Below are 22,722 nucleotides of genomic sequence, written 5' to 3'. Positions count from 1 at the left end.
CTCGTGAAAAGACCAAGACTGCTCGCTGTGGCACTCGCGGTGCCACTGTTCGGCGCGGTGTCCGGCGTCGCCCTTCCGGCGGCGTCGGCCCAGCCGTCCGGACTAGTAACGGAATTCAGCGTGCTGGCGCGGGACGGCCAGAGCGTCGCCGCCGCGCAGCAGGCCGTGCGCGACGCCGGCGGCACGGTGGTCGCGACCAACACCGCGGTCGGGCTCATCACCGCCACCGCGCCCGCTTCTGGCTTCACTGAGCGGGTTTCGGCCAGCCGCGCGGTATTCGGTGCGGCGAAGGCGAAAGCGATCGGCAGCGCGCCCAAGGCAGGCAAGACGGAGAAGCCGGACGCGGTCGAGAAGGAAGGCAGCGGCAGTGTGTCGCGCAAGGCCGCGGCGAACAAGGCGGTCGGCACCGACCCGCTGGACGACCAGCTCTGGGGCCTCAAATCGACCCGCTCCGACCTCGCGCGCACCAAACAGGCGGGCGACAAGCGGGTGAAGGTCGGCATCATCGACACCGGGGTGGACGGCAGTCACCCGGACATCGCGCCGAACTTCGACAAAGCCGATTCGCGGAACTTCACCAAGGACATCGTCGCGGACGTCAACGGCGCCGTGGTCGACGGGCCGTGCGAGTACCGCGGCTGCGTCGACCCGGTCGACCACGACGACAACGGACACGGCACGCACGTCGCCGGCACCATCGCCGCCGCGGCCAACGGATTCGGGGTGTCCGGGGTCGCGCCGAACGTGACGCTGGTGAACATCCGCGCCGGACAGGACGCCGGATTCTTCTTCCTGCAGCCGACCGTCGACGCGCTGACGTATTCCGGCGACGCGGGGATCGACGTCGTCAACATGAGTTTCTATGTGGACCCGTGGCTGTACAACTGCCGGTCAAACCCGGCGGATTCCGCCGCGGAACAGGCTGAACAGCGCACGATCATCGAGGCGACCACGCGGGCGTTGGATTACGCGCACCGCAAGGGTGTGACGATGGTGGTCGCGCTCGGCAACCAGCATGACGAGCTGGCCGCGCCGCACGACGACGTCAAGAGCCCGGACTATCCGGCCAACGGAACGCACCCGCGTAAGATCGATAACGCTTCGTGCTTCTCGCTGCCGATCGAAGGCCCGCACACCATCGGTGTCGGTTCGTTCGGTCCGACGCAGGCGAAAGCGGACTACTCCAACTACGGAACCGAGCAGATCTCCGTTTCCGCGCCGGGCGGGTATTTCCGCGACGGTTACGGCACACCGTGGTATCGGACGGTGGAGAACGAGATCCTGTCCACGTATCCGCGCAACGTCGGGGTGGCGGCCGGAAACATCGACGCGGCAGGCAATGTGACGCCCGCCGGGGTCGCACTCGGGGTGCAGAAGGCGACCGCGAGTGACGGCCGGGTCGGCTATTACCAGTGGCTGCAAGGGACTTCGATGGCCACTCCCCATGCGACCGGGGTCGCGGCGCTGATCGTTTCCCAGTACGGCAAGAAGACTGGCCATTCGGCGTCGATGGATCCCGACGCGGTGCAGCGAGTGCTGGAAGGCACGGCGGCGCCGATCGCGTGTCCGGTGCCGCGGACGGTCGATTATCTCAAGGAGGGCCGGGACGATTCGTTCACGGCGACCTGCTTGGGTGACGCGTCGTTCAACGGATTCTACGGACATGGTTCGGTGGACGCTTATTCCGCGGTGACGCGGGGTTCGGCGTTCCTACGCTGAGCCGATAGGTGGTGGGGCGGAATTGCCGCCCCACCACCTAGGTCAGTATCGCGACAGCCGTTCGATGAGCTGCTGTTGTTGCGGGGTAGGCGCGGCGTTCGTTTCCGCGGGACAGAATTTGTCGGCGGCCGGACGGGTTCCGGTCGCGAGATAGTCGATGACGGCGTTGTAACCGCAGCTGTTCAGGAACGGGAGCCCGACGCCGTGTCCGCCCTGGTCCACCGTGACCATCCGGGCTCGGTCTCCGAATGCCTCGCGGGTGTCCCGCGCACCGACCAAGGGAGTCGCGGGGTCGCGGGTGTTTTGGACCAGCAGCAGGTTCGACGGCCCCTGATCGCTGAACTCCACCGGCGGTTCAATCGGCCTGGTCGGCCAGGACGCGCACGGCCAGACGTTTGCCGTCAAGCCGCCGATCAGCGGGTACGCGGCCCGGTCCTGTACGACATTCCGCTGGTAGGTGGAAATCAACCGCGGCCACGCGTGATCCCCGCACACCACCGAGAGCATCGTGCCGAGCTGGCTCTGAATCGGGCCGCTGGCATTCGGCAGCGTACCGTCCGGGGGCGCTTTGTCCAGGAGGGCGGTTTGCCACAGCTGAGCCAGTCGGGGGAAGTGCGAGGTTTGGTAAATCAGGCCGTGGGTGCCCAAGCGGAAAAGGGAACCGTCGATTCCCGCGATCGGGTGCCGATCAAGCTTGTCCGCCAGGGTGAAGAAGGTGGCGGTGACGTCGGCGGGCGTGGTGCCGAGGCCGTAGCTTGAATTGCGTGCGGCGGCCCATTTCGCGAAGTCTGGGAACCGATCCTGCATTCCCTCGGCGAAGCGCCGGGCCGCGGTGATGTCGTAACCGTTCGGTCCGAGAACGCTGTCGAGCACTACACGGTCGGTCCGGTCGGGGAACAGTGATGCGTAGACTCCGCCGAGGTAAGTGCCGTAGGACAGGCCGAAGTAGGAGATCTTCGATTCGCCGAGCGCGGCCCGGATCTGGTCCATATCCCGCGCGGTGTTCGCAGTGGTGATGTACGGCAGAACTGGTGCGGATGCCGACGCGGCGCACTGTTGCGCAATCTTCTTTGTGGCTTCCGCTGCCTCGACGACTTCGGCGGGGTTGTGTGCGTATTTCGGCGCGAGCGTGAACTGGTCCGGTTTCAGTTCACAGCTCACTGGGCTGCTGTGGTCGATGCCGCGCGGGTCGAAGCCGATCAGGTCGTATTCGGCGAGCAGGCTCGCGGGCAGCCCGGCCTGGGCCAGTTCCAACGGGAACGTGAGGCCGAGACCGCCGGGCCCGCCGGGGTTGAACAGGAGTACCCCGCGCCGTTTGGCTGGTTCGGTGCTGGGGACACGGGAGATCTCGATGCTGATCTTCTTGCCGTCCGGATGGTGGTAGTCGAGCGGCACTTCGAGCGCCGCGCACTGCAGGAGGCCGACGGGGACGTCGTTCGGGCACTGCCCCCAGTTCACTGTGGACTTCGCGGAGGCAGCCGGTGCCGGAACGGCGATCACCGTCAAGGCCATGACGGCTAGTACGGCTAACAATTGTCTTCGCACGGTCTTCCTTTCTTTTCCGGGACCAAATCTGGGAAGGCGCGCGAAAACGACGGTGGGGCGAGACTCCGCCCCACCGCCGATTCATCGCCCCACCCACCGCTGGTTCAGTGCTGCCGCAGCTGCTCCATCAGTTCGCTGGCGGCCTGTTGTTGTTGCGGGGTAAGCGCGGCGGTCGCTTCGACACCGCAGGACTTGTCGGTCGCCGGGCGGTTTCCGTTGACCAGGTAGTCGGTGATCGCGCCGAAACCGCAGCTGTTCAGGAACGGGAGCCCGACCCCGTGTCCGCCCTGGTCGACGGTGACCAGCCGGGCCCGGTCGCCGAACGCCTCGCGGGTCTTCAGCGCGCCGGACAGCGGTGTCGCGGGGTCCCGGGTGTTCTGGACCAGCAACAGGTTCGACGGACCCTGGCTGCTGAACTGCACCGCCGGTTCGATCGGCTGGTAGGGCCAGTGCGCGCACGGCCAGACGTTCGCCGTCGAGCCGCCGATCATCGGATAGGTGACCAGGTCTTCCGCGACATTCCGCTGATAGGTCGAAAGCGATTGGGGCCACGCGTTGTCGCCGCAGAGCACGGAAAGCATCGTCGCCCGCTGGCTTTGCTCCGGACCGGTGGCGGGCGGCTGGAATACGCCGGCCGGCGGAGCCTGGTCGGCGAGAAGGGCTTGCCACGCCTGTGCCAGCACGGGGAAGGACAGCGTCTGATAGGTCATGCTGTGCGTCCCCAGCCGGAAGGTCGAACCGTCGACGCCCCACGCCGGATGCTGATCGAGTTTGTCCGCGAGCTTGAAGTAATTCGCGGTGACTTCGGCGGGAGTGGTCCCGAGACCGTAGATCGCGCTGCGCGCGGCGGCCCATTTCGCGAAGTCCGGGAAGCGGTCCTGCATTCCCTCGGCGAAGCGCCGCGCCGTGGTGATGTCGACCCCGGTCGGGCCTACGACGCTGTCGAGCACGAACCGGTCGGTCCGGTCGGGGAACAGCGACGCGTAGACGCCGCCGAGGTAGGTGCCGTAGGACAGGCCGAAGTAGGAGATCTTCGGCTCGCCGAGCGCGACCCGGATCTGGTCCATGTCCCGCGCGGTGTTCGCGGTGGTGAGGTACGGCAGGTTCGGAGCCGAGGCCGAAGCGGCGCATTGCTGTGCGATCTGCTTCGCGGCTGCCGAAGCCTGGACGACTTCCTCGCTGTTGTGCGCGTATTTCGGGGCGAACGCCAGCTGGTCCGGGTTGAGATCGCAGCTCACCGGGCTGCTGTGGTCGATGCCGCGCGGGTCGAAGCCGATCAGGTCGTACTCGGCCTGCACGCTCGCCGGCACCCCGAGCCGGGCCCAGGTGAACGGGAAGGCGAGCCCGGGGTCGCCGGGGCCGCCCGGGTTGAACAGCAGCACGCCGCGCCGTTTGGCCGGATCGATGCTGGGCAGCCGGGAGATCTCGATGCTGATCTTCGTGCCGTCCGGGTTCCGGTAGTCCAGCGGTACCTCGACGGACGCGCACTGCAGCGGTGCTGGGACGTCGGCCGGGCACGGGCCCCAGTTCACCGCCGGCTTCGCGGGGGTCGCGTAGGCCGGAACAGCGGTAGCTGTCAACGCGGCGGCCGCCACAGCGACGAGTAATTGTTTTCGCACGGTTTTCCGTCCTTTGCCGAGATCCATCGAACTCAGAAAACTGAAAGGAAAGTGGCCGAAACGAAAGCTGTGCCGACGGACCCGTGCTTCCGGCTGCGCTGCCGCAGGCGCGTCGACGATCGAGAGCATCGTCGACGTTACTACGATCTCCTCGGTGCCGGAAGAGGTTTCAGCGACGCGGCTCCCAGCGGAATAGTCGGGCCGCCATGGTGACGCTGAGAATCAGCCAAGCGGCGATCGGTCCGAGCAGGACGAGTGAGTCGGCCGCCGAAGTTCCGCCATTCCAGGAATTCAGCACGAGTTCGGTGGCCGCGCCGCCGGGAAGGAGGCGTTTCAGCAAGGAAAGCTGCTCGGTTCCGGTGATTCCGATCCAACTCGCCACCGCGAGGACCAGGACGGTGATCGGCAGCGTGGTGACCTGGGCGTGCTCAGGGGAGTTCGTGAGACCGGCGGTGGCCAGGCCGAGCGCGAGCATCATGGCGACGGTCGCGACGACTGCCACCACCAGGAGCAGCGGGTTCTTCGGCAGGCCGGTGACCGCGCCGAGCACGCCGAGGATCACGCCGACCTGGATCGTGGTGATCGCGGTGATCGGCAGGAGCAGGCCGACGAGGATGCCGGAGTCGCTCGCCGCGGTGGAACGCAGCCGCTTGAGGAACAGGTTCTGCCGTCGCGCGGCAAGTGTGGTGACGGTGGTGGTGTACAAGCCGATCGCGGTGATGAAGAAAAGCGTCAGTGCGGCGATGTAGCCGAGGCTGCCGATTTTTGCGAAGGTTTCGTGCCGGGCGATGAAGAACGCGCTGAACGCGACGGGAAGAATCAATGAGGTCACCAGAACCAGCCGGTTCCGGAATAGCTGGATCAGTTCGCCGCGGGCGATCGAGAACATGGGAATGCCTTTCGAAGAGTGGATTACGCGTTGCCGATGGCGCGGAAGACGTCGTCGAGCCGGGTCGGGCCTGCTTCCAATTCGGCCAGTTCCAGCGCGTGGTCCTGTGCCCAGCCGAGCAGCGTGTGCAGGTCTTTCTGGAGGCCGAAGGTTTCGATGAGGAACCGGCCGTCTTCCTCGCGTGTCGCTTGCAGCGGCGGAACCGGGGTGTGCGGCGGCAGTCCAAAGCGGATAGTCGCGGGCAAGGTCCGGGTCAGTTCCGCGACGGTGCCTTCGCGGTTGAGAACACCCTGGTGCATCAGGCCGATCCGGTCGGCGCGCTGCTGGGCTTCCTCGAGGTAGTGCGTGGTGAGGACGATGGTGGTGCCGTCTTCGCGGAGCCGGTCCACCGCGTTCCACAGTGCGTCTCGCGACTGGATGTCCAGACCAGTGGTCGGCTCGTCGAGGAAGACCAGATCCGGGGTTCCGTACACGGCCGTGGCGAAGTCCAGCCGCCGCTTCTCGCCGCCGGAGAGCTGCGAGACCCGCGTCGTGGCTTTGCGGGTGAGGTCGGTGATGCCGAGCAGCCGTTCGACGTTGTCGTCGCGCTGGGTCAGGCTCCCGATCAGCCGGATCGACTCGCGTACGGTCAGGTCCGGGGAGAAGCCGCTTTCCTGCAGCATGATCCCCATCCGGGGACGCACGGCGGCGCGGTCTCGCGGGTCCTTTCCGAACACGCGCACGGTGCCGGAGCTGGGCGCACGGTGGCCTTCGATGGTCTCCAGCGTCGAGGTCTTTCCCGCGCCGTTGGTGCCGAGCAGCGCGTACAGTTCGCCGCTGGCGACCTGGAACGACAGGTCGCGCACGGCCTGGAAGTCGCCGTAGGTGAGGTTCAGGTGGTCGACGTCGATGACTGGGGTCGTGGACATGCTCCGATTCCAGCCGGATCCGCTGGTCGCGGGTAGTGCGGTCACGTCAGCCGAAGACATGACACTGCGTCACTGGTGGGTGGTGCGCGGCTCCGGCATGCTGGGATCGAATTCCGTGGCCGAGGCTGGAGCACCATGATCGAGATCCGTCCCCTGTGGACTCGCCGCACGGCCTGGACCAGCAGTGCGGTCCAGGACCGGCTGCGGCGGCTCAACCTCATCACGGTGATGCCGCCGCTGGTGCTCGTCGGCCTGGTGCTGGTGATCTTCACCTCGAAGACGTGGTGGCACGTCGTTATCCAGGTGATCGGGCTGCTGGCCACGATGGCGACCGCGGAACGCTGGACCGCGGGCGACTTCATCCGGGTCGCGCGTCCGTGCCTGGTGCTCACCGCGTTCGTCTGGCTCGCCGGTGCGCTGAGTGACAAGAGCGCGGCGTTCTACGGGCTGGCCATGGTCGGCTCGTTCCTGATCCCGCCGCTGGTGCGGCACCGGTTCGCCGCACTGGTCGGTCTCGCCGCGCTGATCGGGGCGATCGGCGCGACGAATCTGCTGGTCTACGACGACAAGATCGGCCCGCGGCTGATCGCTTACGTCGTGTCTCCAGTGCTCGGGGCGGTGCTGTCGACGGTGTTCATGTTCGCCAGCCAGAAGTTCTACGACCTGGTCGCGGAGCAGGAGGAGTCGCGGGAGAAGGACGCGGAGCTGGCGGTGGCCCGGGAACGCGTGCGGTTTGCCAGCGAGTTGCACGACATCCAGGGCCACACGCTGCACGTGGTGAAGCTGAAGGTCGCGCTCGCGGAGAAGCTGCTGCATCGGGATCTTGAACGGGCGCAAGAGGAATTGCGCGAGGTGCACGAACTGGTCGGGGAAACCATCGTGCAGACCAAAGAACTCGCTTACGCGCAACGGCGACTCAACCTGTCGGCGGAACTGGAGAACGCGAAGAATCTCTTCGAGGCGGCGGGAATTCATGTCCGGGTCGATCGGCTCGCCGAGGCCGGCGCGGGCGCCGACGAACTGCTCGGGCAGGTGCTGCGCGAGACGACGACGAACATCCTCCGGCACGCGCAAGCCCGGCAGGTGCGGATCACCTTGACCGAAAAGGGGATCAGCATCGTCAACGACGGCGCGCCGGACGGCGAGACTCCAGTGCTGAGTGGACTGTCCACATTGCGCACCAGGCTGGCGGATCAGGGCGGAGAATTGACGGTGGAGCAGAAGGACGGCCGATTCGTGACGGCCGCGGCCTTCCCGGAGAAGGTGGCACGATGACGACGGTGGTGCTTGCCGACGACGAAGCCCTGCTCCGCAAGGCGATGGCCGCGCTGTTGCCGATGGAGGGCGAGATCACCGTGCTGGCCGAGGCGGAAGACGGCGAGGCGGCGGTACGGGCCACTGTGGAGCATCGGCCGGACGTGCTGGTGATCGACCTTGAGATGCCCAATGTGGACGGTCTGGGCGCGGTCGCGCGGATCCGGCGGGAACGGCCGGAACAGGTGATCCTGATGCTGACCCGGCACGCGCGTCCGGGGTGTTGCGCAAGGCGCTGAAGCTCGGGGTGCAGGGATTTGTCAGCAAGTCGGCGGAACCGGCGCACATCGCGTCGGTGATCCGCACGCTGGACGAGGGCAAACGCTGGATCGACCCGGACGTTTCGGCGCTGGCGGTGGTGGACGATTGCCCGTTGACCGTGCGGGAGATCGACGTGCTGCGGGCGACGCGGGAGGGGTATTCGGTCGCGGACATCGCCGCGCAGCTGCACCTGGCGGAGGGGACTGTGCGGAATTATCTGTCGAACGCGATGCAGAAGACGCAGACGCGGACGCGGCATGAGGCGGCCCGTTACGCCCGGGAGCACGACTGGTTGTGAGTGCCTATGCCGGTGAGAACCGGCATAGGCACTCACGAGGTCAGCGGTTGGACGCCTTCTTCACGAACTTGCCGAGGTCCTTCGACTGCTGCACCCGCGACGGTTCGTGCACGTACATCATGTGCCCGGCCGGGTAGTAAGCAGTGTCGATGTTTTCCCGCAGCTCCTCGGGAATCTTCAGCTGCGAAAGGACGTGCTCGGACGCGTAGTAGGCCGTCGCGCCGTCGTAGTGCCCGAAGGCGACGTGGACCTGCAGGTGCGGGTTGGCCCGCATCGCCGCGCTCAAGGTGTCCACAACGGACACCGAACGGCCCTCGAACTCCTTGTAGGACCAGGCCTTGAACACGTCGGTGGACAGGATCTCGTACGGCAGGTCGTTCTCGTAGCCGAGTTCGGCGCGCACGTAGTGGTTGAACCCGGCCGAGTAGGCGCCGATGATCCGCGAGACCGACGGGTCGTCGCTCATGTGCTCGACGCCGCCGTCCGGCTCCCACGTGGTGAACCGGCCGTCCATCCGGCCGACGGTCTTGCCCTGGTCGCGCAGCAGTTCGGTGAAGAACCGGATGTGCTCGATCCGCAGGTTCACCCGGTCCACATAGGACTCGCTGAGCCCGGTGAGCGACGCGAGCGTCTGCACCGCCTCCGTGCGGTCCTGAGTGGACAGCCGGGCGCCGCGGGAAAGCGCCCACGGCAGCTCCTTCGAGGCGAAGTCCTCGGCGTCGGCGAGCACGTCGTCGAGCGGACGGTCGCCGTGGTGCCCGTGGTAGTGCGCGATCGCCGCGTACGTGGGCAAGTACAGCGAGTACGGCAGGTCGTTGCCCTCGTCGAAGCGCAGCGTGCCGAGGTCCAGAACGGACGAGATGAGCATCAGGCCGTTGAGGTACAGGCCGTAGCGCTCCTGCAGATGCCCGGCCAGCGCTGCGGCGCGCAGCGTCCCGTACGACTCGCCGGCCAGGAATTTCGGCGACAGCCAGCGCTGGTTGCGCGAAACCCACAGCCGGATGATCTCCGCGACCGATTCGACGTCGCCCTTGAATCCGGTGTACGGCTGGGATTCGCCGCCCTCGGTCACCCGCGAGTAGCCGGTCTGGACCGGGTCGATGAACACCAGGTCGCTGTGCGCGAGCAGGCTTTCCGGGTTGTCCTCGAGCCCGTACGGCGGCGGCACCGGGTCGTTGACGTCACCGGAGAGCACCCGGCGCGGCCCGAGCAGGCCCATGTGGAGCCAGATGCTGGAGGAGCCGGGGCCGCCGTTGAAGGCGAAGGTGACCGGGCGCGTGCCGGGGTCGGCGTCGTCGAGGGTGTAGGCGGTGAGGAAGACCTCGGCCTTCGGCTGGTGGCCCTCGGATTTGCCGTCCTTCTTGACCTCCTGGCGGAGCACGATCCGGCCGGTCTGGGCGGTGTAGGCGAGCTTGCGCCGCTTGACGGTGAGGGTGTGCTGCGTCGTGACGAGGTCGTCGACGGGCTCCGCCGCCTTCGTCTCCTCGTCCTTGGTCTTGTCGGCGGTCTCGTCCGCGGTGGTGTCGGCCATGGCCCCAACCTATCCCGCGTTACCGTGGCAGCACACCAGAGCGGAGGAGATCGATGCGCACTTTCGCCGGCCTCGACGCGGAACTGGTGCGGTGCCGGGCGTGTCCGCGGCTGGTCGAATGGCGGGAAGGCGTGGCCGGGACGAAGGCGGCGTTCGCCGGCGAGCGCTATTGGGCGCGTCCGGTTCCCGGGTTCGGGGCGGAGGACGCCGCGCTCGCCGTGGTCGGGCTCGCGCCGTCCGCGCACGGAGCCAACCGCACCGGCCGGATGTTCACCGGCGATCCGTCCGGCGACTTCCTCTTTCGCGTGCTGTACGAGGTCGGTCTCGCGTCCCAGCCGCACTCGACAGCCATCGGCGACGGACTCACGCTGCGCGGCACCCGGCTCGTCTCGCCGGTCCGCTGCGCGCCGCCGGAGAACCGGCCGACCCCCGCTGAGCGGGACACCTGCCGGCACTGGCTGGCCGACGAGCTGGACCTGCTGCGGCCGACCCTGCGCGCGATCGTCGTGCTCGGCGCGTTCGGCTGGCAGGCGCTGCTGCCCGTGCTCGCCGCTGCGGGCTGGCCAGTGCCGAAGCCGCGTCCGGCCTTCGCGCACGGCGCCCGCGTGCAGTTCGGCGAGCTGTCGGTGTTCGGCTGCTACCACGTGTCGCCACGCAATGTCCAGACCGGTCGTGTGACACAGCCCATGGTGGTGACCGCGTTCACCGCCGCGGCCTCGGCGGCGGGGCTCATCTGAATCGTGACAACCAGCGTGGCGATGCTGGTCACAGCGGGGTGGGGTACCCGAGCGGAGCCGCTTCGGAAGTGCGACTATAGGTACATGGCTGCTGCAGAAGTCGGAACCGACTCGGATCCTCGTCCTCGGTGGTGGATACGTCGGCCTGTACACCGCGTACGGGCTTCAGAAGATGCTGCGTGCCAACGAGGCCTCCGTGACCGTCGTTGACCCGCAGCCGCACATGACCTATGCCCCGTTCCTGCCCGAGGCGGCGGCCGGCGCGATCGAGCCGCGGCACGTGGTCGTGCCGCTGCGCCGCGTGCTGAAGCGCTGCCACGTGCTGACCGCGCGGGTCACGAAGATCGAGAACGAGCGCAAGGCCGTCACGGTCGAGGCGGCCGACGGCCACATTGAGACGCTGAACTACGACGTGCTCGTGGTCGCGCTCGGTGCCGTCGCGCGGATCCTGCCGATCCCCGGCCTCGCCGAGCAGGGCATCGCCTTCAAGACCATCGGCGAAGCGATCTACCTGCGCAACCACATCATGACGAAGCTGGACGAGGCCGCCAGCACGCTCGACCCCGAGCTGCGCAAGCGCCTGCTCACCTTCACCGTGGTCGGCGGCGGCTTCGCGGGCATCGAGGCGCTGGCCGAACTCGAGGACATGACCCGCTTCGCGGTCGAGAACTACTACCCGAACATCAAGCCGGCGGACATCCGCTGGGTGATGGTCGAGGCGGCCGGGCGGATCCTGCCCGAGGTGCGCGAGACGCTGGGCGTGTACACGGTGCAGCAGCTGGAGAAGCGCGGCATCGAGGTGTACCTGTCGACCGCGGCGAAGTCGTTCGAGAACGGCCACGTCGTGCTGTCGGACGGCACCGAGTTCGACACCGACACGATCATCTGGACCGCGGGCGTGAAGGCCAACCCGGTCCTCGCCGGCTCGGACCTGCCGCTCGACAAGCGCGGCCGCGTCGAGGCCACCGCGGCGATGCAGGTGGTCGGCCACCCGGACGTCTGGACCGCAGGCGACAACGCGGCCATCCCGGACCTGTCGCGCACCGAACAGGACCCCACGGCCACCTGCCCGCCGAACGCCCAGCACGCGGTCCGCCAGGCCCGCCTGCTGGCGAAGAACATCATCAAGGTGATCCGCGGCGGCCAGCCGAAGGACTACTACCACAAGAACCTGGGCGCGGTCGCGAGCCTCGGCCTGCACAAGGGCGTGGCGGACGCGCTGAACCTGAAGATCAAGGGCTTCCCGGCCTGGCTGTTCCACCGCGCCTACCACCTCAAGGCGATGCCGACCTGGAACCGCAAGATCCGCATCCTGTTCGACTGGATGCTCGGCGGGTTGTTCCGTCGGGAGGTTATCTCGCTGGGGCAGATCAACAACCCGAAGGAAGAGTTCGATCGGGCTAGCAAGGGCTGAGTCGTTGCCTGGTGAAGCCGGGTCGCCTTGGTGGCGGCCCGGCTCTGTCGTGTGTGGGGTGGGGTCAGGGGCTTAAGGCGTCGGTTGAGGTGCTTCTGCCCAGGTCGGAGGGTTTGGCACGGCTCTTGTTAGTGGGGCGGTGGCGAGAGCCGTAGCTTGTTGCCTGCGAGGGCCTCCTTGAGGGAATCAGATTCCGTCTAAAACACGTTGGGGTAAGTGACGCAGTCACGCCAGCCTCGTGGAGTGTGGGGCCTACTCGTCTTCGTTGTCGGGCGGTTCGATGAGCCGGCCCTCGTCGCTCCGGGGGCGTACTGTCTCGATAAACGACCGCGGCGTGAAAAAGGTAGTTTGAGAAGGAGTACCGAGTAGCTGCTGGCGTTCCTCTATTGTCAGCGGGTGTTGATGTCCGAGGATGTCGAGAGGCTGCGGAAGCCAAGTCTCCGATCAGTGCGTTGGTTCCATCGGCAGTCATGGTTTTGAAGTCGACCTCGAGATTCGAGGACTCTTCGTCAGTGGGTTGGACGCTCAACGAGCGCACACGGAAGTCGTCGCCAATGGTGTTGTGGATGGCGCCGACGTCGCCGAACACATTCGAGTTGTCTTCGGCTGATAGCTGAACCCGCCGGGTGGTGCCTTGCAGGTCAACCGAGGACACTGTGAAGGTGGCCAATGCAGGCAACACGTCTTCCCATCGCGCCAGCCGTGAGTCATCGCGGGTGCTGCCGCGACGTTTGTTGGGGGCGAAATGCACCCGCCACGCACCAGCGGTGGCCGCGAGCATCCTTGAGTGCACTGACCAGTACGGCTCGACCCGCTCACCGTCGGCTGCGTCGAACTCTTCAGGTGAGAAAGTCACCGTCGCCCGAGCCGCTCGCCATACATCCAAGTTCGCCTTCGCCAGTTGGTTCAGGGCCGTGGACCCGATGGTCTCGGAGAGCTGCTCTAGCTCCTTCAATGAGAACATCCCACCCACATATCGCCAGAACGCAACGCTATCGATCGCGTTCGCGCGCTCCAGCAGGTACGGAAGGAGGATTTTCAGTTCGTCGATCTCTAGCTTCCCGCCGATTACTCTCTGCTGAGGCTCATCAGGATCGTCGGTGTGCTCAAAGAGGGTCGTCTCGCCGGTGCGGGCTACTCGGACGATGCCCGCAGCTCGCTGCAGACGGGTTGCGGCCTCTGGGCGGAAGATCTGGGGGATCGTTTCCTCAAACGCGTTCAGGTATGCGAGATCCGCTTCGAAACCTCCGCCGGCCAGTGGGCTTTGCAGTCGCGTTGCGGTGCCGCTCACGAGCACGCCGCGTCCGCCGCGTACGACGTTGCGCCGGAACAAGCTCAACAGGGGCTGTGCTACCGAGCCTGTGTCGGCCGCGTCGCCGGAGGTGAACCCGTCGATCGCGGGCGCGTTAGTCACCAACGCGCCCGAAGCCTGCCCGAACTCGTTCTCCAGCGCCTCGGCGACCGCGGCGTCATCGTGGCGTGAATCCAGGGAGAAGAACACGGGGCTCGTGCCGCCCAACAAGTCGACATCACGGGCTTCCTGGGTCGACCGCAAGCTGTACCGCAGGTAGACCTCGCGGTCTTGCTTACTTCCCCAGGACAGCACGAAATCCGGGGCGTAGCTGTGGTTGAAGTAGTCGGTACTGGTGATGTTCGCGCTAGGGTCGAGTCGCTCGATCTCGCTAATCACCGCACCCTTGATGCCCTCGATCACATCAGTCTGATCAGTTGAGTTCAACGCCGCGGCGACGGCATCTTGCAACGAGTTGACCGGCATGGCTACGCGCCCTCCCTTTTCAAGTTCAGCATGGCGGTCTTCAGCTCCTCGGGAGTAAGCACCAGCTCCTCCTGGCGATCACACAGCACCAGCAGCCACAACCGCTCCGACATGTGCCGACACAGGTCCTCATCGATCTCGACCTTGCCCTCGTTAGTCGGCAGCTTGAGCCGCGGTGCGTGTTCCTCGACCGCCTCGCGGATGTACTCGTGATGGGTCAACCTCGGCCAGTTGCCTTGACTGAACGGGTGCCAAGTGACCCACATGAACTCCGCCTCGTCATCCATTTCCTCCCGGCGGGCACGAGCAGCGATGCTGTAGATGTCGGCCAAATACTCCGTGTACATACTGCCTTGATTCCCGACAACCGAGTACTTCTTCGCCTCCACATACAGGCGGTGACGCCGCTGCCCTAAGAAATGACCGGAAAGGTCGTAGACCTTCTTGCTGCCGTCCAACCGCTGAAGCTTGCACATCGACTCGTGGTCGTAGGCAGTCCACGGCAGCCGCAAGTGAGTGGTGCTCTCCAGGTACTGCTTCGCACTAAAGACACCCTCGCGCCCCGTCTCTTGCGACTTCTCTGCAGGCATAACCGCAAAGCCTAATAGCCGAACATCACCACGTCAGCCACTCGTTTCAGTCGCATTGATGCGGATTCACGACTGGTGTTTTGTCGACCGCCAACCGAGTGAAATCCACCGTCCGGGAGGTTGTGCCTCGCGCCGACAGCGGTGCGCGTGATTGTCAGCCACCACACCCCGAACATCGCCATCTTCGGCTCCAAGCAGACACACAACATCCAGCGCGGCCTCGGCAACACCGACAGCGACACCGCTCGCTTGCGTCATCGACCAGCAGGACCAGATCGTCACGAACCCGCCGGCCAGCGAGGCCACCGGGCACTGCCTTCGCGTCCGCCCTGGGGACCGGCGCTCGACGACCTGACGCTATGGCAGCCCGCTATCAGACAGCGCCATCGACCCGCGATCGCGCGCGTCACAGACAGCAGAGCCGACTTTTCGGCCGCCGCCCGGAGCGTGTCGGTCGCAAAAGTCCGTCTCGCGGCCCGGACACATCGAGACCTGCAAGACCAACTCGCTGACGCGCTCGCCGCCATCGGCCGCAACCCCTTACACCCACGCCTGGTGAGGCACAGTTCGCTCTCGCGTTCTGGCGCGAAGCTCAGCTCGTTCTCTGCGAGGTCAAAGGACTGCCCATCGGCAGTGAGGATACGCAGCTCAGAGAGGGATTCGGCCAGGTCTGTCACTACGCCGAGCATTACCGCCAAGCTGGTGAAGACGTTCAACCTGTCCCCTGCATCGAGCGACAGTCGAAAGGTCCGCTCTAGCAACACCTTTACCGTCGTCGCACTGTCGTACCCGCTTGGTCCGACGCCATCGACCGCGTCCTCAGCCAGATAGATCAAGATCGCGACTCGCCCCGTGTAGTACCTGCTGAAACCTCCGCCGCCGTGACGCTCAGCGTTCCCATGGCGACATGACCGACAGTGACGACGATCCGTCTCGCCACCCAGAATAGAGTGGAACGGCAGTATCTGCGGAAGCGATCGGGCGGACTCAATCAGATGGCCGTACGGTACAGGCTTTGCCGACCCACAGCGTGACGCCGAGGTAGCGGTCGGACCGGCATTCGCCGCGGAACCAGTCCCTCCGGCAGCCGCATCGGTTTCGGGTCTCAACCGTGTGCGTGGGCGAGAGTAACAAGGGTGGAGTCCATCAACTAGAGGTACACGGCGGTCGCACCTCGCGCATGCCCCGACTGGAGGCTCGCCTGTTCGGCGTCAGATTTCCTGCTGTACCAGCCGTACTCGTCCGCTGAAGCGCCGTAGGCGGCGACCATCGAGCGCGCCGTAGTCCGTCTCGGCGCAGACCTAGGCCGCCACGGGTGCAAACGGCTAGCATGACAATCGCGAGGGCGAGGAGGTGCGGCACGGTGTCTGTGGCGGTGAACCAGGCCGGTCTGCCGTCACCGTTCCGTCAGGTGCCTGGGTTCTTCCGGGTGAGTCAGCTTGTGCCGGATGACCAGGATGTTGTGACTATCCCGGTCGGTACCACGGTCGGAGACGCACTCAACCTCATGCGGACGCACAGTTTCGACCAACTGCCCGTGATCACGGCCGGAAACCGGGTGGTCGGCACATTCACCCATCGGTCATTTGCGCGCGAGTTGCGCTCTATCCGACCGCAGGACAACCCTCTCTCCGTACCCGTGGACGACCTGGTCGAAGACCTCCAATTCGTTCGCTCTTCGCACCACATCGACGACATACTCGGCTTCTTGGAGATTGACCACGCCGTGCTCGTAGGTGACGAGGATCGGCTCCTGGCTATTGTGACTGCTACGGACCTGAACCGATTCCTCTGGGACCGCACTCGCCCCTTCGTTCTCCTGCAGGACATCGAACTCGCGGTCCGTGATCTGATGCGATCATCATGCACCGCCGACGAACTGGTGGGCTCGATATCTGTCGGGCTCCCACTCGGCCCGGACAGGGTCAGCGCACGACTTGAAGATCTCACTTTGAGCGAGCTGTTTTCAGTCCTCCTGCACGGGCCAAGCTTTGGCAGATTCTTCCGAATATGCTTTCGAGCAAATCGAGAGTTGGTGCGAGCCACGCTCGAGCCAGTCGTCGAGATACGAAACAAGGTGTTTCACTTCCGCGATGAAGTATCAGGCGGCGAAGTGCAGACCTTGATCGACGTGACAAATTGGCTCAGGCGAAAGATTCTCACGCGGGACGGTGAGCGATGACCTCCCTGCGATATTACCAGCAAGACCTCCTCAATGCCCTCCGAATGGCCCCTCCGGGCTCTGCCGTGATCGCTTCGCCTGCCGGATCAGGAATTCGGCGGGCTGTGGAAATCTACCTACGCGAAGTGGCGTCGACATCGCTCGTCTTGGTCTTATGCCAAACGAGGATCATGGTGCAGCAGTGGGCCGAGCGCATGCGGGCCAATGACGTCGCTATTGTGACAGAGCTGGATTCCGCCAGCAGTGCCCTCGACATGCTGGAACGGCGGCGCGCGCGAACAGGGGTGTTGGTAGCGACCTACGCACGGGCGCAGCATGGCCCCAGCAGTCGCGCACTATCCGAATTGGACTTTGACCTGATCTTGCATGACTCGCCACCGCAGCCATTCACCAACGAGGTCGAAGACCTTAACTTCCGCGCACGGCGAGCAATAGCGCTTATTGGCTGGGAAAGGCTCGCCTCGACAACGCTGCAATGGCCGATTCTGTGGGTCATGAATCCTGAGCAACTTGTGAACGATGGGTTTCTTCCTGTCGACGTTCCGATCGAGTCGACCGCCGAGGAACTTGCGTTGCGTCAAGAAGCTGTCGGCGTGCTGCGAGAGTACGCGGCCGAGCAGGGGCGCTCATTCATTCTGCCCAGCGACAGCATGCCCACATTGCATGCACGGCTGCTGACCTTGACATCGGAGGCGGCAGGGCGGACAGAACTGGTCGATCGCGTGTGGGCGCTACTCGACCGTATGGAAAGCTCCGGTGTCGCCGACTCGCGTCTGTCGGCGTTGGACAATGCCTTGACCATGGCTCGGCGGGATGGTGCCAGCTGCGTTGTCCTTGCGGCCACTCCGAGAGATGTCACCTACATCGCCGATTACCTCGACCACACTGGCCGGACACCACGAGCGGTGCTCACTGGGGCCACGAGACGTGCCGATCGACGGGCCAGTTGGTTCGGTCTTGAGCCCGGCGATTGCCTTGTCAGCACACACGCTTCTTGTGAACCAATGGACGACCTGCCCGGAAATATCGCCGTGATCTTATGGCCCTCGTCGGCTAATCGGCGAGCGCTCGACGGCTTGTTCTGGACCGATGAAATGGCAAGCAGAATTAGAGTATTTGAACTCAGCGAGGCGAACCCGCTTGACGTTCCTACTCGCTGATTTTCCAAGATGCCGTTGGCGCTGTCGCCGTGCTGGAGGCCCTGCTTTCAGCAACGCATGATTGTGCAGTGCGGCTGTAAATAACAAATATCCGGGAATGGCTAGAGTCTGGCACTCGATATCCCGGGTTCCGGGCTCTTGTGAAGCCGTGACCGGGAGGCCTAAATCCACGAAGGGGGCAAGGTCGCTCCAGTCCGCGTTGTCATGCGGCAGCAAAGGGCTGCACTATGGCGTACATGCCGCCTGGTGATGATGCTCACTCTCGGTTGCTGCGGCAGGGGCTCTGGGGCGTGGCTCGAGGGGCATGCCCAGTAGTCCGCAAGGTCATTCGCTCCACTTGCGTCCCAAATCAACTGCAGCCAACCAGTATGTACGATCTGCACCAACGGTTGCACATGCGAATCTGATCGTGATCTAGGCTCTGAACAGGCAGGTCGAGCCCGGAACCCGAGAGCGGCTAGGCTGGAGGGGCCCCCGTAGCCCAATTGGCAGAGGCAGTCGACTTAAAATCGACCCAGTGCGGGTTCGAGACCCGTCGGGGGCACGTACAGCATCCTCACCCGGTCACTCAGCTCGTGACCTGCGGCTTTCCGCGACGGTCGCGGCGCGGGTTGGGTGTCCTCGGCAGGCGACGTCGGACAAGCTGGGCTCAGTCAGTTGGAGTAGCCCACGTCGCAGTCCGGGTCTGGTTTGTTGAGTGCCAGCAGCATCGCGTCCACCCGGTCGTCGCGATTGACGAAGAACCGGTACACCGCCTGCGGATTGCCTGGGACCGGAGCGCGGTAATGGTCGTCCATCTGGATCTGCCCGTTCCCCATGTCGGCCTCGGTTTCCACCTTGACATCGGGGTAGGCCTTGCGCAGGTCGTCCACGCTCGCGCCGAGGGCGATGCCTTCCGGTGTGCGGACTCCGGTGTAGCTCGCGATCTTGACGACCCCGAGCGAAGCCGAGATGGATACCGCGCCGTCGGGGGATTTTCCGGTTTCCGTGCCGATTGTGCAGCCGGACAGGCTGGCTAGGTCGTTTACGCGGATCTGTCCGGTGGCCGTTGCTTCAGCGGCGCTCATGCCGAGCTTGATCTTGCCGAAACCGTGGGGGCCCAGTCGGTACTGCTTGGCCAGGGCGGCGGCTTTCTCGCTGACTGGGCCGGTGTCGGGGCGGTGGGTGTCGGAGAAGCGGCCTCCGCAGGCGGTCAGGGCGAAAAGCAGGGCCAGGGCCGCCGGTGCTAGGTGCCGGCGGCCCTGAGCGGAGCGAGTCATCGGGTGGTGCCTTCCCAGCGAAATCAGCGGTGCGGTCGGAGGTATGCGGGTTCGTCGTCGGTGCTTTGCCGGAAGACGTTCCGGTTGTCTCGGATCACCTGGAGGATGATGTTCGGATCCCGCAGATCAGCCGAGTTCGGGTGGGACTGGAAGAGCCGGGCTCCCGCGCGGATCGCGGCTTCCTTGCTGGGGCCCCAATGGTTGCCTGGCGACAGGTAGTGGAACGCTTTGGCTCCGCCGATCAGGTCGGCCTCGGAGAAGCCGCAGGTCGCGCCGACGTAGCCGTAGTGCAGGTTCGACCAGAAATCATAGTTCAGGTCCTCGTTCGTCCCCGGGATCGGGAAATAGTAGCCACCGGTGGTCGAGTCCAGGATGGCCTTCAACCGTCCCTTGTGGTCCCACGGACCGCCCGTTTTCACCTGCAGGCCGAACATCACGATGCCGGCGTTGATCTGGTTCGGGTTGTAGCCGACGCACCCTAGGCCCTGGCACGGGGCGAGCAGGTACCGGATCGATTTCGCGATGTCGCTGTTGGGGTTGTTGGACATTTCGCTGGTCATCAGGGCCACGGCCTGGTCCCAGGCAGAGTTGTCCGGGAGGCGCTGCCCGGGCGGGACGCAGTTGGGCGGGCAGTCGAACCCGCCGTCCGCTCCGGTGACTGGACCGGCGTTGCGGCGGGCGTTTTCCTCGTTCTGCAGGGCGATGACGGCTGACTTCCACGCCTCCGCGGCTGCCTGCGCCGCTTCCTCCGCGGACTTGTGTGCGGCGATCGCGTCTGCGCGGGCTTGTTCCGCCGACGCTCGGGCGGCTGCGGCGTAACCGGCGGCGCGGGAGGCGGAATCGCGGGCGGCGGCTGCTGAGCGGGCTGCGTCGTTGGCCGCGTTTTGGGCGTTGCGGGCGGCGTCGCGGGCCTGTTGCGCGGAGTGTGCGGCCTGGTCAGCCGAATCCTGGGCGTCGTCGGCGGACTTCTTCGCGGCGGTCGCGGCTGCCGAAGCGTCGTCGGCTGCCTTTTGGGCGGCCGCGGCTGCTGCGGCGGCTGCGTTGGCGTCGTTGCGTGCGTTGGCGGCGTAGAGGGCGGCGTTCGCGGCGTCGGCGCGGGCTTGGGCCGCGGATTTGGCCGCGTCGGCGAGGTAACCGTCGATCTGCGCGTTGTGCATCGCGGTGTCGGCGTCGCGCATCGCGGCCTTGTACTGGTCCACGTGCAGGAATTGCTTGACGAAGGACCACGGGCCGGACAGCGCGGCGTTGGCGGCGGCGCGGACTTCGGGGCCGCCGGCGTTGAGGACCTGTTGCGCGGCAACGCGGTCGTCGTCCTCGGCCGCGCGGTACTGGCCGGTGGCGAGGAACTCCCGGACGTCTTCGACGGTGCCGGACAGTGCCTTGTTCGCGGCGACCTTCGTGGCCGGGCCGCCGTTGTTCAGGATCTTCTGGACCGCGACCCGGTCATCGTCGTTCTTGCCCGGGTAGTAGCGGGTGCGCAGGAACTCCTTGACCTGGTCGTAAGTTCCGGCGAGCGCGGCGTTGGCGGCGGTGCGCTGTGCCGGGATCGTGGTGGTGTCGGCGATCGAGGCGACGCTTGCCCGGTCGTCCTGTTCGGTGGCGGTCGCTAGTCCACTGTGGACGAACGAGGTGACGTCGGCCGGGGAGCCGGCGAGGGCGTCCCGGGCGGCGGACTTCACCCAGGGGCCGCCGGTGTGCCACAGGCGGGCGGCGACCTTGCGGCCGTCGGCGACGACGGTTTCGGCCGGGGTCGTCGGTGACTGTGCTTCGGCGAGCAGCCGCTGTGCTTCGGCGTCGAGTTTCGCGGCTTCCCCGGCTTTCCAGTCGGTGCTTGCCTGCTGGTCCTGCTCGGCCTGCTTGGCCGCCTCAGCGTCGCGGACGCCCTGGTTCTGCTGGGCGATCAGCCGTTCCGCGTCGGCCTTGCGTGCGGTTTGGGCGGTGGAAACGGCCTGGTCGGACGCGGTCTGCGCGGCAGCGGCTTCGAGCTTGGCGGCGTCCGCGGCCTCCTGGGCCTGTCCGGCGGCGCGCTCGGCGTCGTAGGCCGCGTTCGCCGCGTCCTGGGCGGCTTGAGCGGCGGCGTCGGCGTGGGCGGCTGCCGCGTTCGCGGCGTCGCGGGCCTGGTTCGCGTTGGCTTGGGCTTCGTTGGCGATGGACTGGGCGGCGGCTGCGGCCCGGGTCGCTTCACCGGCGTACGCGCGAGCTTTGTTGGCGGCTCGCTGCGCGGCTGCGGCGCTGGCTCCGGCCTGTTTCGCCCATTCGCCGGCGTCGGCTGCCGCGGCTGCCGCAGCGGCGGCGTCGTTCGCGGTGGCGGCGGCACCGATGGCGGCTTGGATCGCCGCGCCGAGCGCGGTGAGGGCGTCACCGATCGCGGCTACCGCCGAGCGGGCGCCGTTCGCGGCATCACGGGCGTTCGCCGCGGCGGCGCGGGCGGCGTCTCGGATGGAGGCGGTGTTGGCAGCGTCCAGATGTGCGGCCGCAGCGGCGTTACGGGCCCTGGCTGCGGCTTGTCCGGCCATCGAAGCTGCCCAGGCCGCCTGCTGGGCTGCGGCTGAAGCGGTCCGCGCGGCCGACGTCGCCGCTTCCGCCGCTTCGATCGCGGTCCGGGCGGTGTCTGCGGCGCGGTTGGCCGCGTCTGCCGCCCGGTTGGCGGCGTCGGCTGCTTGACCAGCGGAATGCTGCGCTTCTTGTGCTTCCTGCGCCGCGTGTTCGGCCGCGTCCCTGGCGGCCTTGGCGGCGGCTGCGGCTCGGTCTGCCGCCTCTTTGGCGTTCTGGGTTTGGGTGGCCGCGCGTTGTGCCGCGGAGTGCGCGAGGTCGGCCAGCTGCGAGATGCTCAGCGTCTCCTGATCCCGCTGTGCGGCGACCTGCCAGCCGGTTTCGAGGAAATAGCGGACGTCGTCCGGGGTGCCGCTCAGCGCCTGGTTCGCGGCCTTGCGCACCTCCGGGCCGCCGCTGTTCAGCAGTTGCTGCGCCGCGATCCGGTCGTCGTCGTTCTGCGCCTTGCGCACACCGGGGCCGAGGAACGTTTCGAGGTCGGTGATCGTCCCGTTCAACGCCGCGTTGGCGGCCGCTTTGACGGCCGGGCCGGTCGCGGCCTGCAGCAGCTGGGTGGCCTGGATGCGCTGGTCGTCCTTCCACGGCTGGACCCAGCCGTTGTCCAGGAACGCTTTCACCGCCTCCGGGGTGCTCGACAGCGCCTGGTTCGCCGCGAACCGGGTCGCGGGTCCGCCGGCGGAAAGCCTGCGCTGCGCGTTGATCCGGTCGTCGGTGATCTGGCATTGCGTGAGCGCCGTGGTCAGAAACGCGTGCACGTCCGCGTCACTGCCGGTCAACGCGGTTTCCGCGGCGGCGGCTACGGCTGGTCCGCCCGAGGCGAGCAGCTGAACGGCTTGCGCCCGCTCGTCCTGCGCCGGATCCGCGGCCGCGGGCGTGACCGAGACGCCGGTGGCGAGCAGCGCCGCGGTCAGTACCGAAACCGCGGCGCGGGCTCTGTGTCCGCGAAGAAGACTCATCCCGTTTCTC

The 22,722-nt window shown here is 66.3% G+C and carries 15 protein-coding genes, 1 tRNA gene and 1 pseudogene; 8 read left to right on the top strand and 9 right to left on the bottom strand.

Annotation, left to right across the window (positions count from 1 at the left end; genetic code table 11):
• The first annotated feature begins 3 nt into the window (after positions 1-3).
• Entirely contained in the window at positions 4-1,719 is a 1,716-nt protein-coding gene (locus tag RPX00_RS06730; protein WP_406638489.1) for a S8 family serine peptidase, read from the top strand.
• 42 nt (positions 1,720-1,761) lie between these two features.
• Here RPX00_RS06730 and RPX00_RS06725 read toward each other — a convergent pair whose 3' ends face one another.
• The 4 genes from RPX00_RS06725 to RPX00_RS06710 form a co-directional block, all read right to left on the bottom strand.
• Entirely contained in the window at positions 1,762-3,231 is a 1,470-nt protein-coding gene (locus tag RPX00_RS06725) for an alpha/beta hydrolase (protein ID WP_406642805.1), read from the bottom strand.
• Positions 3,232-3,368: 137 nt separating this feature from the next.
• Positions 3,369-4,883 (bottom strand): alpha/beta hydrolase, encoded by a 1,515-nt coding sequence (locus tag RPX00_RS06720; RefSeq protein WP_406638487.1) that lies wholly within the window; start codon positions 4,881-4,883, stop codon positions 3,369-3,371.
• A gap of 169 nt (positions 4,884-5,052) precedes the next feature.
• On the bottom strand, positions 5,053-5,772 hold the full coding sequence (locus tag RPX00_RS06715) for an ABC transporter permease (RefSeq protein ID WP_406638485.1): 720 nt from the start codon (positions 5,770-5,772) through the stop codon (positions 5,053-5,055).
• A gap of 23 nt (positions 5,773-5,795) precedes the next feature.
• On the bottom strand, positions 5,796-6,680 hold the full coding sequence (locus RPX00_RS06710; protein ID WP_406638483.1) for an ABC transporter ATP-binding protein: 885 nt from the start codon (positions 6,678-6,680) through the stop codon (positions 5,796-5,798).
• Between the two features lie 135 nt (positions 6,681-6,815).
• On the opposite strand from RPX00_RS06710, the gene RPX00_RS06705 reads away from it, so the two are divergent.
• On the top strand, positions 6,816-7,955 hold the full coding sequence (locus tag RPX00_RS06705; RefSeq protein WP_406638481.1) for a sensor histidine kinase: 1,140 nt from the start codon (positions 6,816-6,818) through the stop codon (positions 7,953-7,955).
• Positions 7,952-8,553: pseudogene (locus RPX00_RS06700) on the top strand (DNA-binding response regulator). The gene RPX00_RS06705 and the pseudogene RPX00_RS06700 overlap by 4 nt, the downstream one beginning before the upstream one ends.
• A 40-nt stretch (positions 8,554-8,593) precedes the next feature.
• Here the strand turns inward: RPX00_RS06700 and RPX00_RS06695 are convergent.
• A complete protein-coding gene (locus RPX00_RS06695; RefSeq protein ID WP_406638479.1) occupies positions 8,594-10,084 on the bottom strand; it encodes a S10 family peptidase in 1,491 nt (496 codons plus the stop codon).
• A 53-nt stretch (positions 10,085-10,137) separates the two neighbouring features.
• On the opposite strand from RPX00_RS06695, the gene RPX00_RS06690 reads away from it, so the two are divergent.
• Positions 10,138-10,821 carry a uracil-DNA glycosylase gene (locus tag RPX00_RS06690; RefSeq protein ID WP_406638477.1) on the top strand — a complete coding sequence of 228 codons (684 nt, stop codon included), beginning with the start codon at positions 10,138-10,140 and terminating at the stop codon, positions 10,819-10,821.
• An 88-nt stretch (positions 10,822-10,909) separates the two neighbouring features.
• Positions 10,910-12,235: an NAD(P)/FAD-dependent oxidoreductase gene (locus RPX00_RS06685; RefSeq protein ID WP_406642803.1), complete on the top strand. Its 1,326-nt coding sequence runs from the start codon at positions 10,910-10,912 to the stop codon at positions 12,233-12,235.
• Between the two features lie 64 nt (positions 12,236-12,299).
• Here RPX00_RS06685 and RPX00_RS06680 read toward each other — a convergent pair whose 3' ends face one another.
• Positions 12,300-14,012: a hypothetical protein gene (locus RPX00_RS06680; RefSeq protein ID WP_406638475.1), complete on the bottom strand. Its 1,713-nt coding sequence runs from the start codon at positions 14,010-14,012 to the stop codon at positions 12,300-12,302.
• A 2-nt stretch (positions 14,013-14,014) separates the two neighbouring features.
• Complete coding sequence (locus RPX00_RS06675) at positions 14,015-14,602, bottom strand: hypothetical protein (RefSeq protein ID WP_406638473.1); 588 nt, start codon at positions 14,600-14,602, stop codon at positions 14,015-14,017.
• A 1,363-nt stretch (positions 14,603-15,965) separates the two neighbouring features.
• Between RPX00_RS06675 and RPX00_RS06670 the strand changes: the two genes are divergently transcribed.
• The 3 genes from RPX00_RS06670 (at position 15,966) to RPX00_RS06660 (ending at position 18,488) form a co-directional block, all read left to right on the top strand.
• Positions 15,966-16,784, top strand: a complete 819-nt coding sequence (locus RPX00_RS06670) for a CBS domain-containing protein (RefSeq protein ID WP_406638471.1) — start codon at positions 15,966-15,968, stop codon at positions 16,782-16,784.
• Positions 16,785-16,954: 170 nt separating this feature from the next.
• Positions 16,955-17,944 (top strand): hypothetical protein, encoded by a 990-nt coding sequence (locus RPX00_RS06665; RefSeq protein WP_406638469.1) that lies wholly within the window; start codon positions 16,955-16,957, stop codon positions 17,942-17,944.
• A gap of 470 nt (positions 17,945-18,414) precedes the next feature.
• Positions 18,415-18,488 (top strand) — tRNA-Leu (locus RPX00_RS06660).
• A 109-nt stretch (positions 18,489-18,597) separates the two neighbouring features.
• Here RPX00_RS06660 and RPX00_RS06655 read toward each other — a convergent pair.
• Positions 18,598-19,203, bottom strand: coding sequence for a hypothetical protein (locus RPX00_RS06655; RefSeq protein ID WP_406638467.1), 606 nt, complete (start codon positions 19,201-19,203; stop codon positions 18,598-18,600).
• A 23-nt stretch (positions 19,204-19,226) separates the two neighbouring features.
• Complete coding sequence (locus tag RPX00_RS06650; RefSeq protein ID WP_406638465.1) at positions 19,227-22,712, bottom strand: polymorphic toxin type 44 domain-containing protein; 3,486 nt, start codon at positions 22,710-22,712, stop codon at positions 19,227-19,229.
• Positions 22,713-22,722: the final 10 nt, after the last annotated feature.

It is taken from the genome of Amycolatopsis sp. WGS_07 (assembly GCF_045278895.1).
Lineage (GTDB): Bacteria > Actinomycetota > Actinomycetes > Mycobacteriales > Pseudonocardiaceae > Amycolatopsis.
This window is presented reverse-complemented; position numbering and strand designations above follow the sequence as displayed.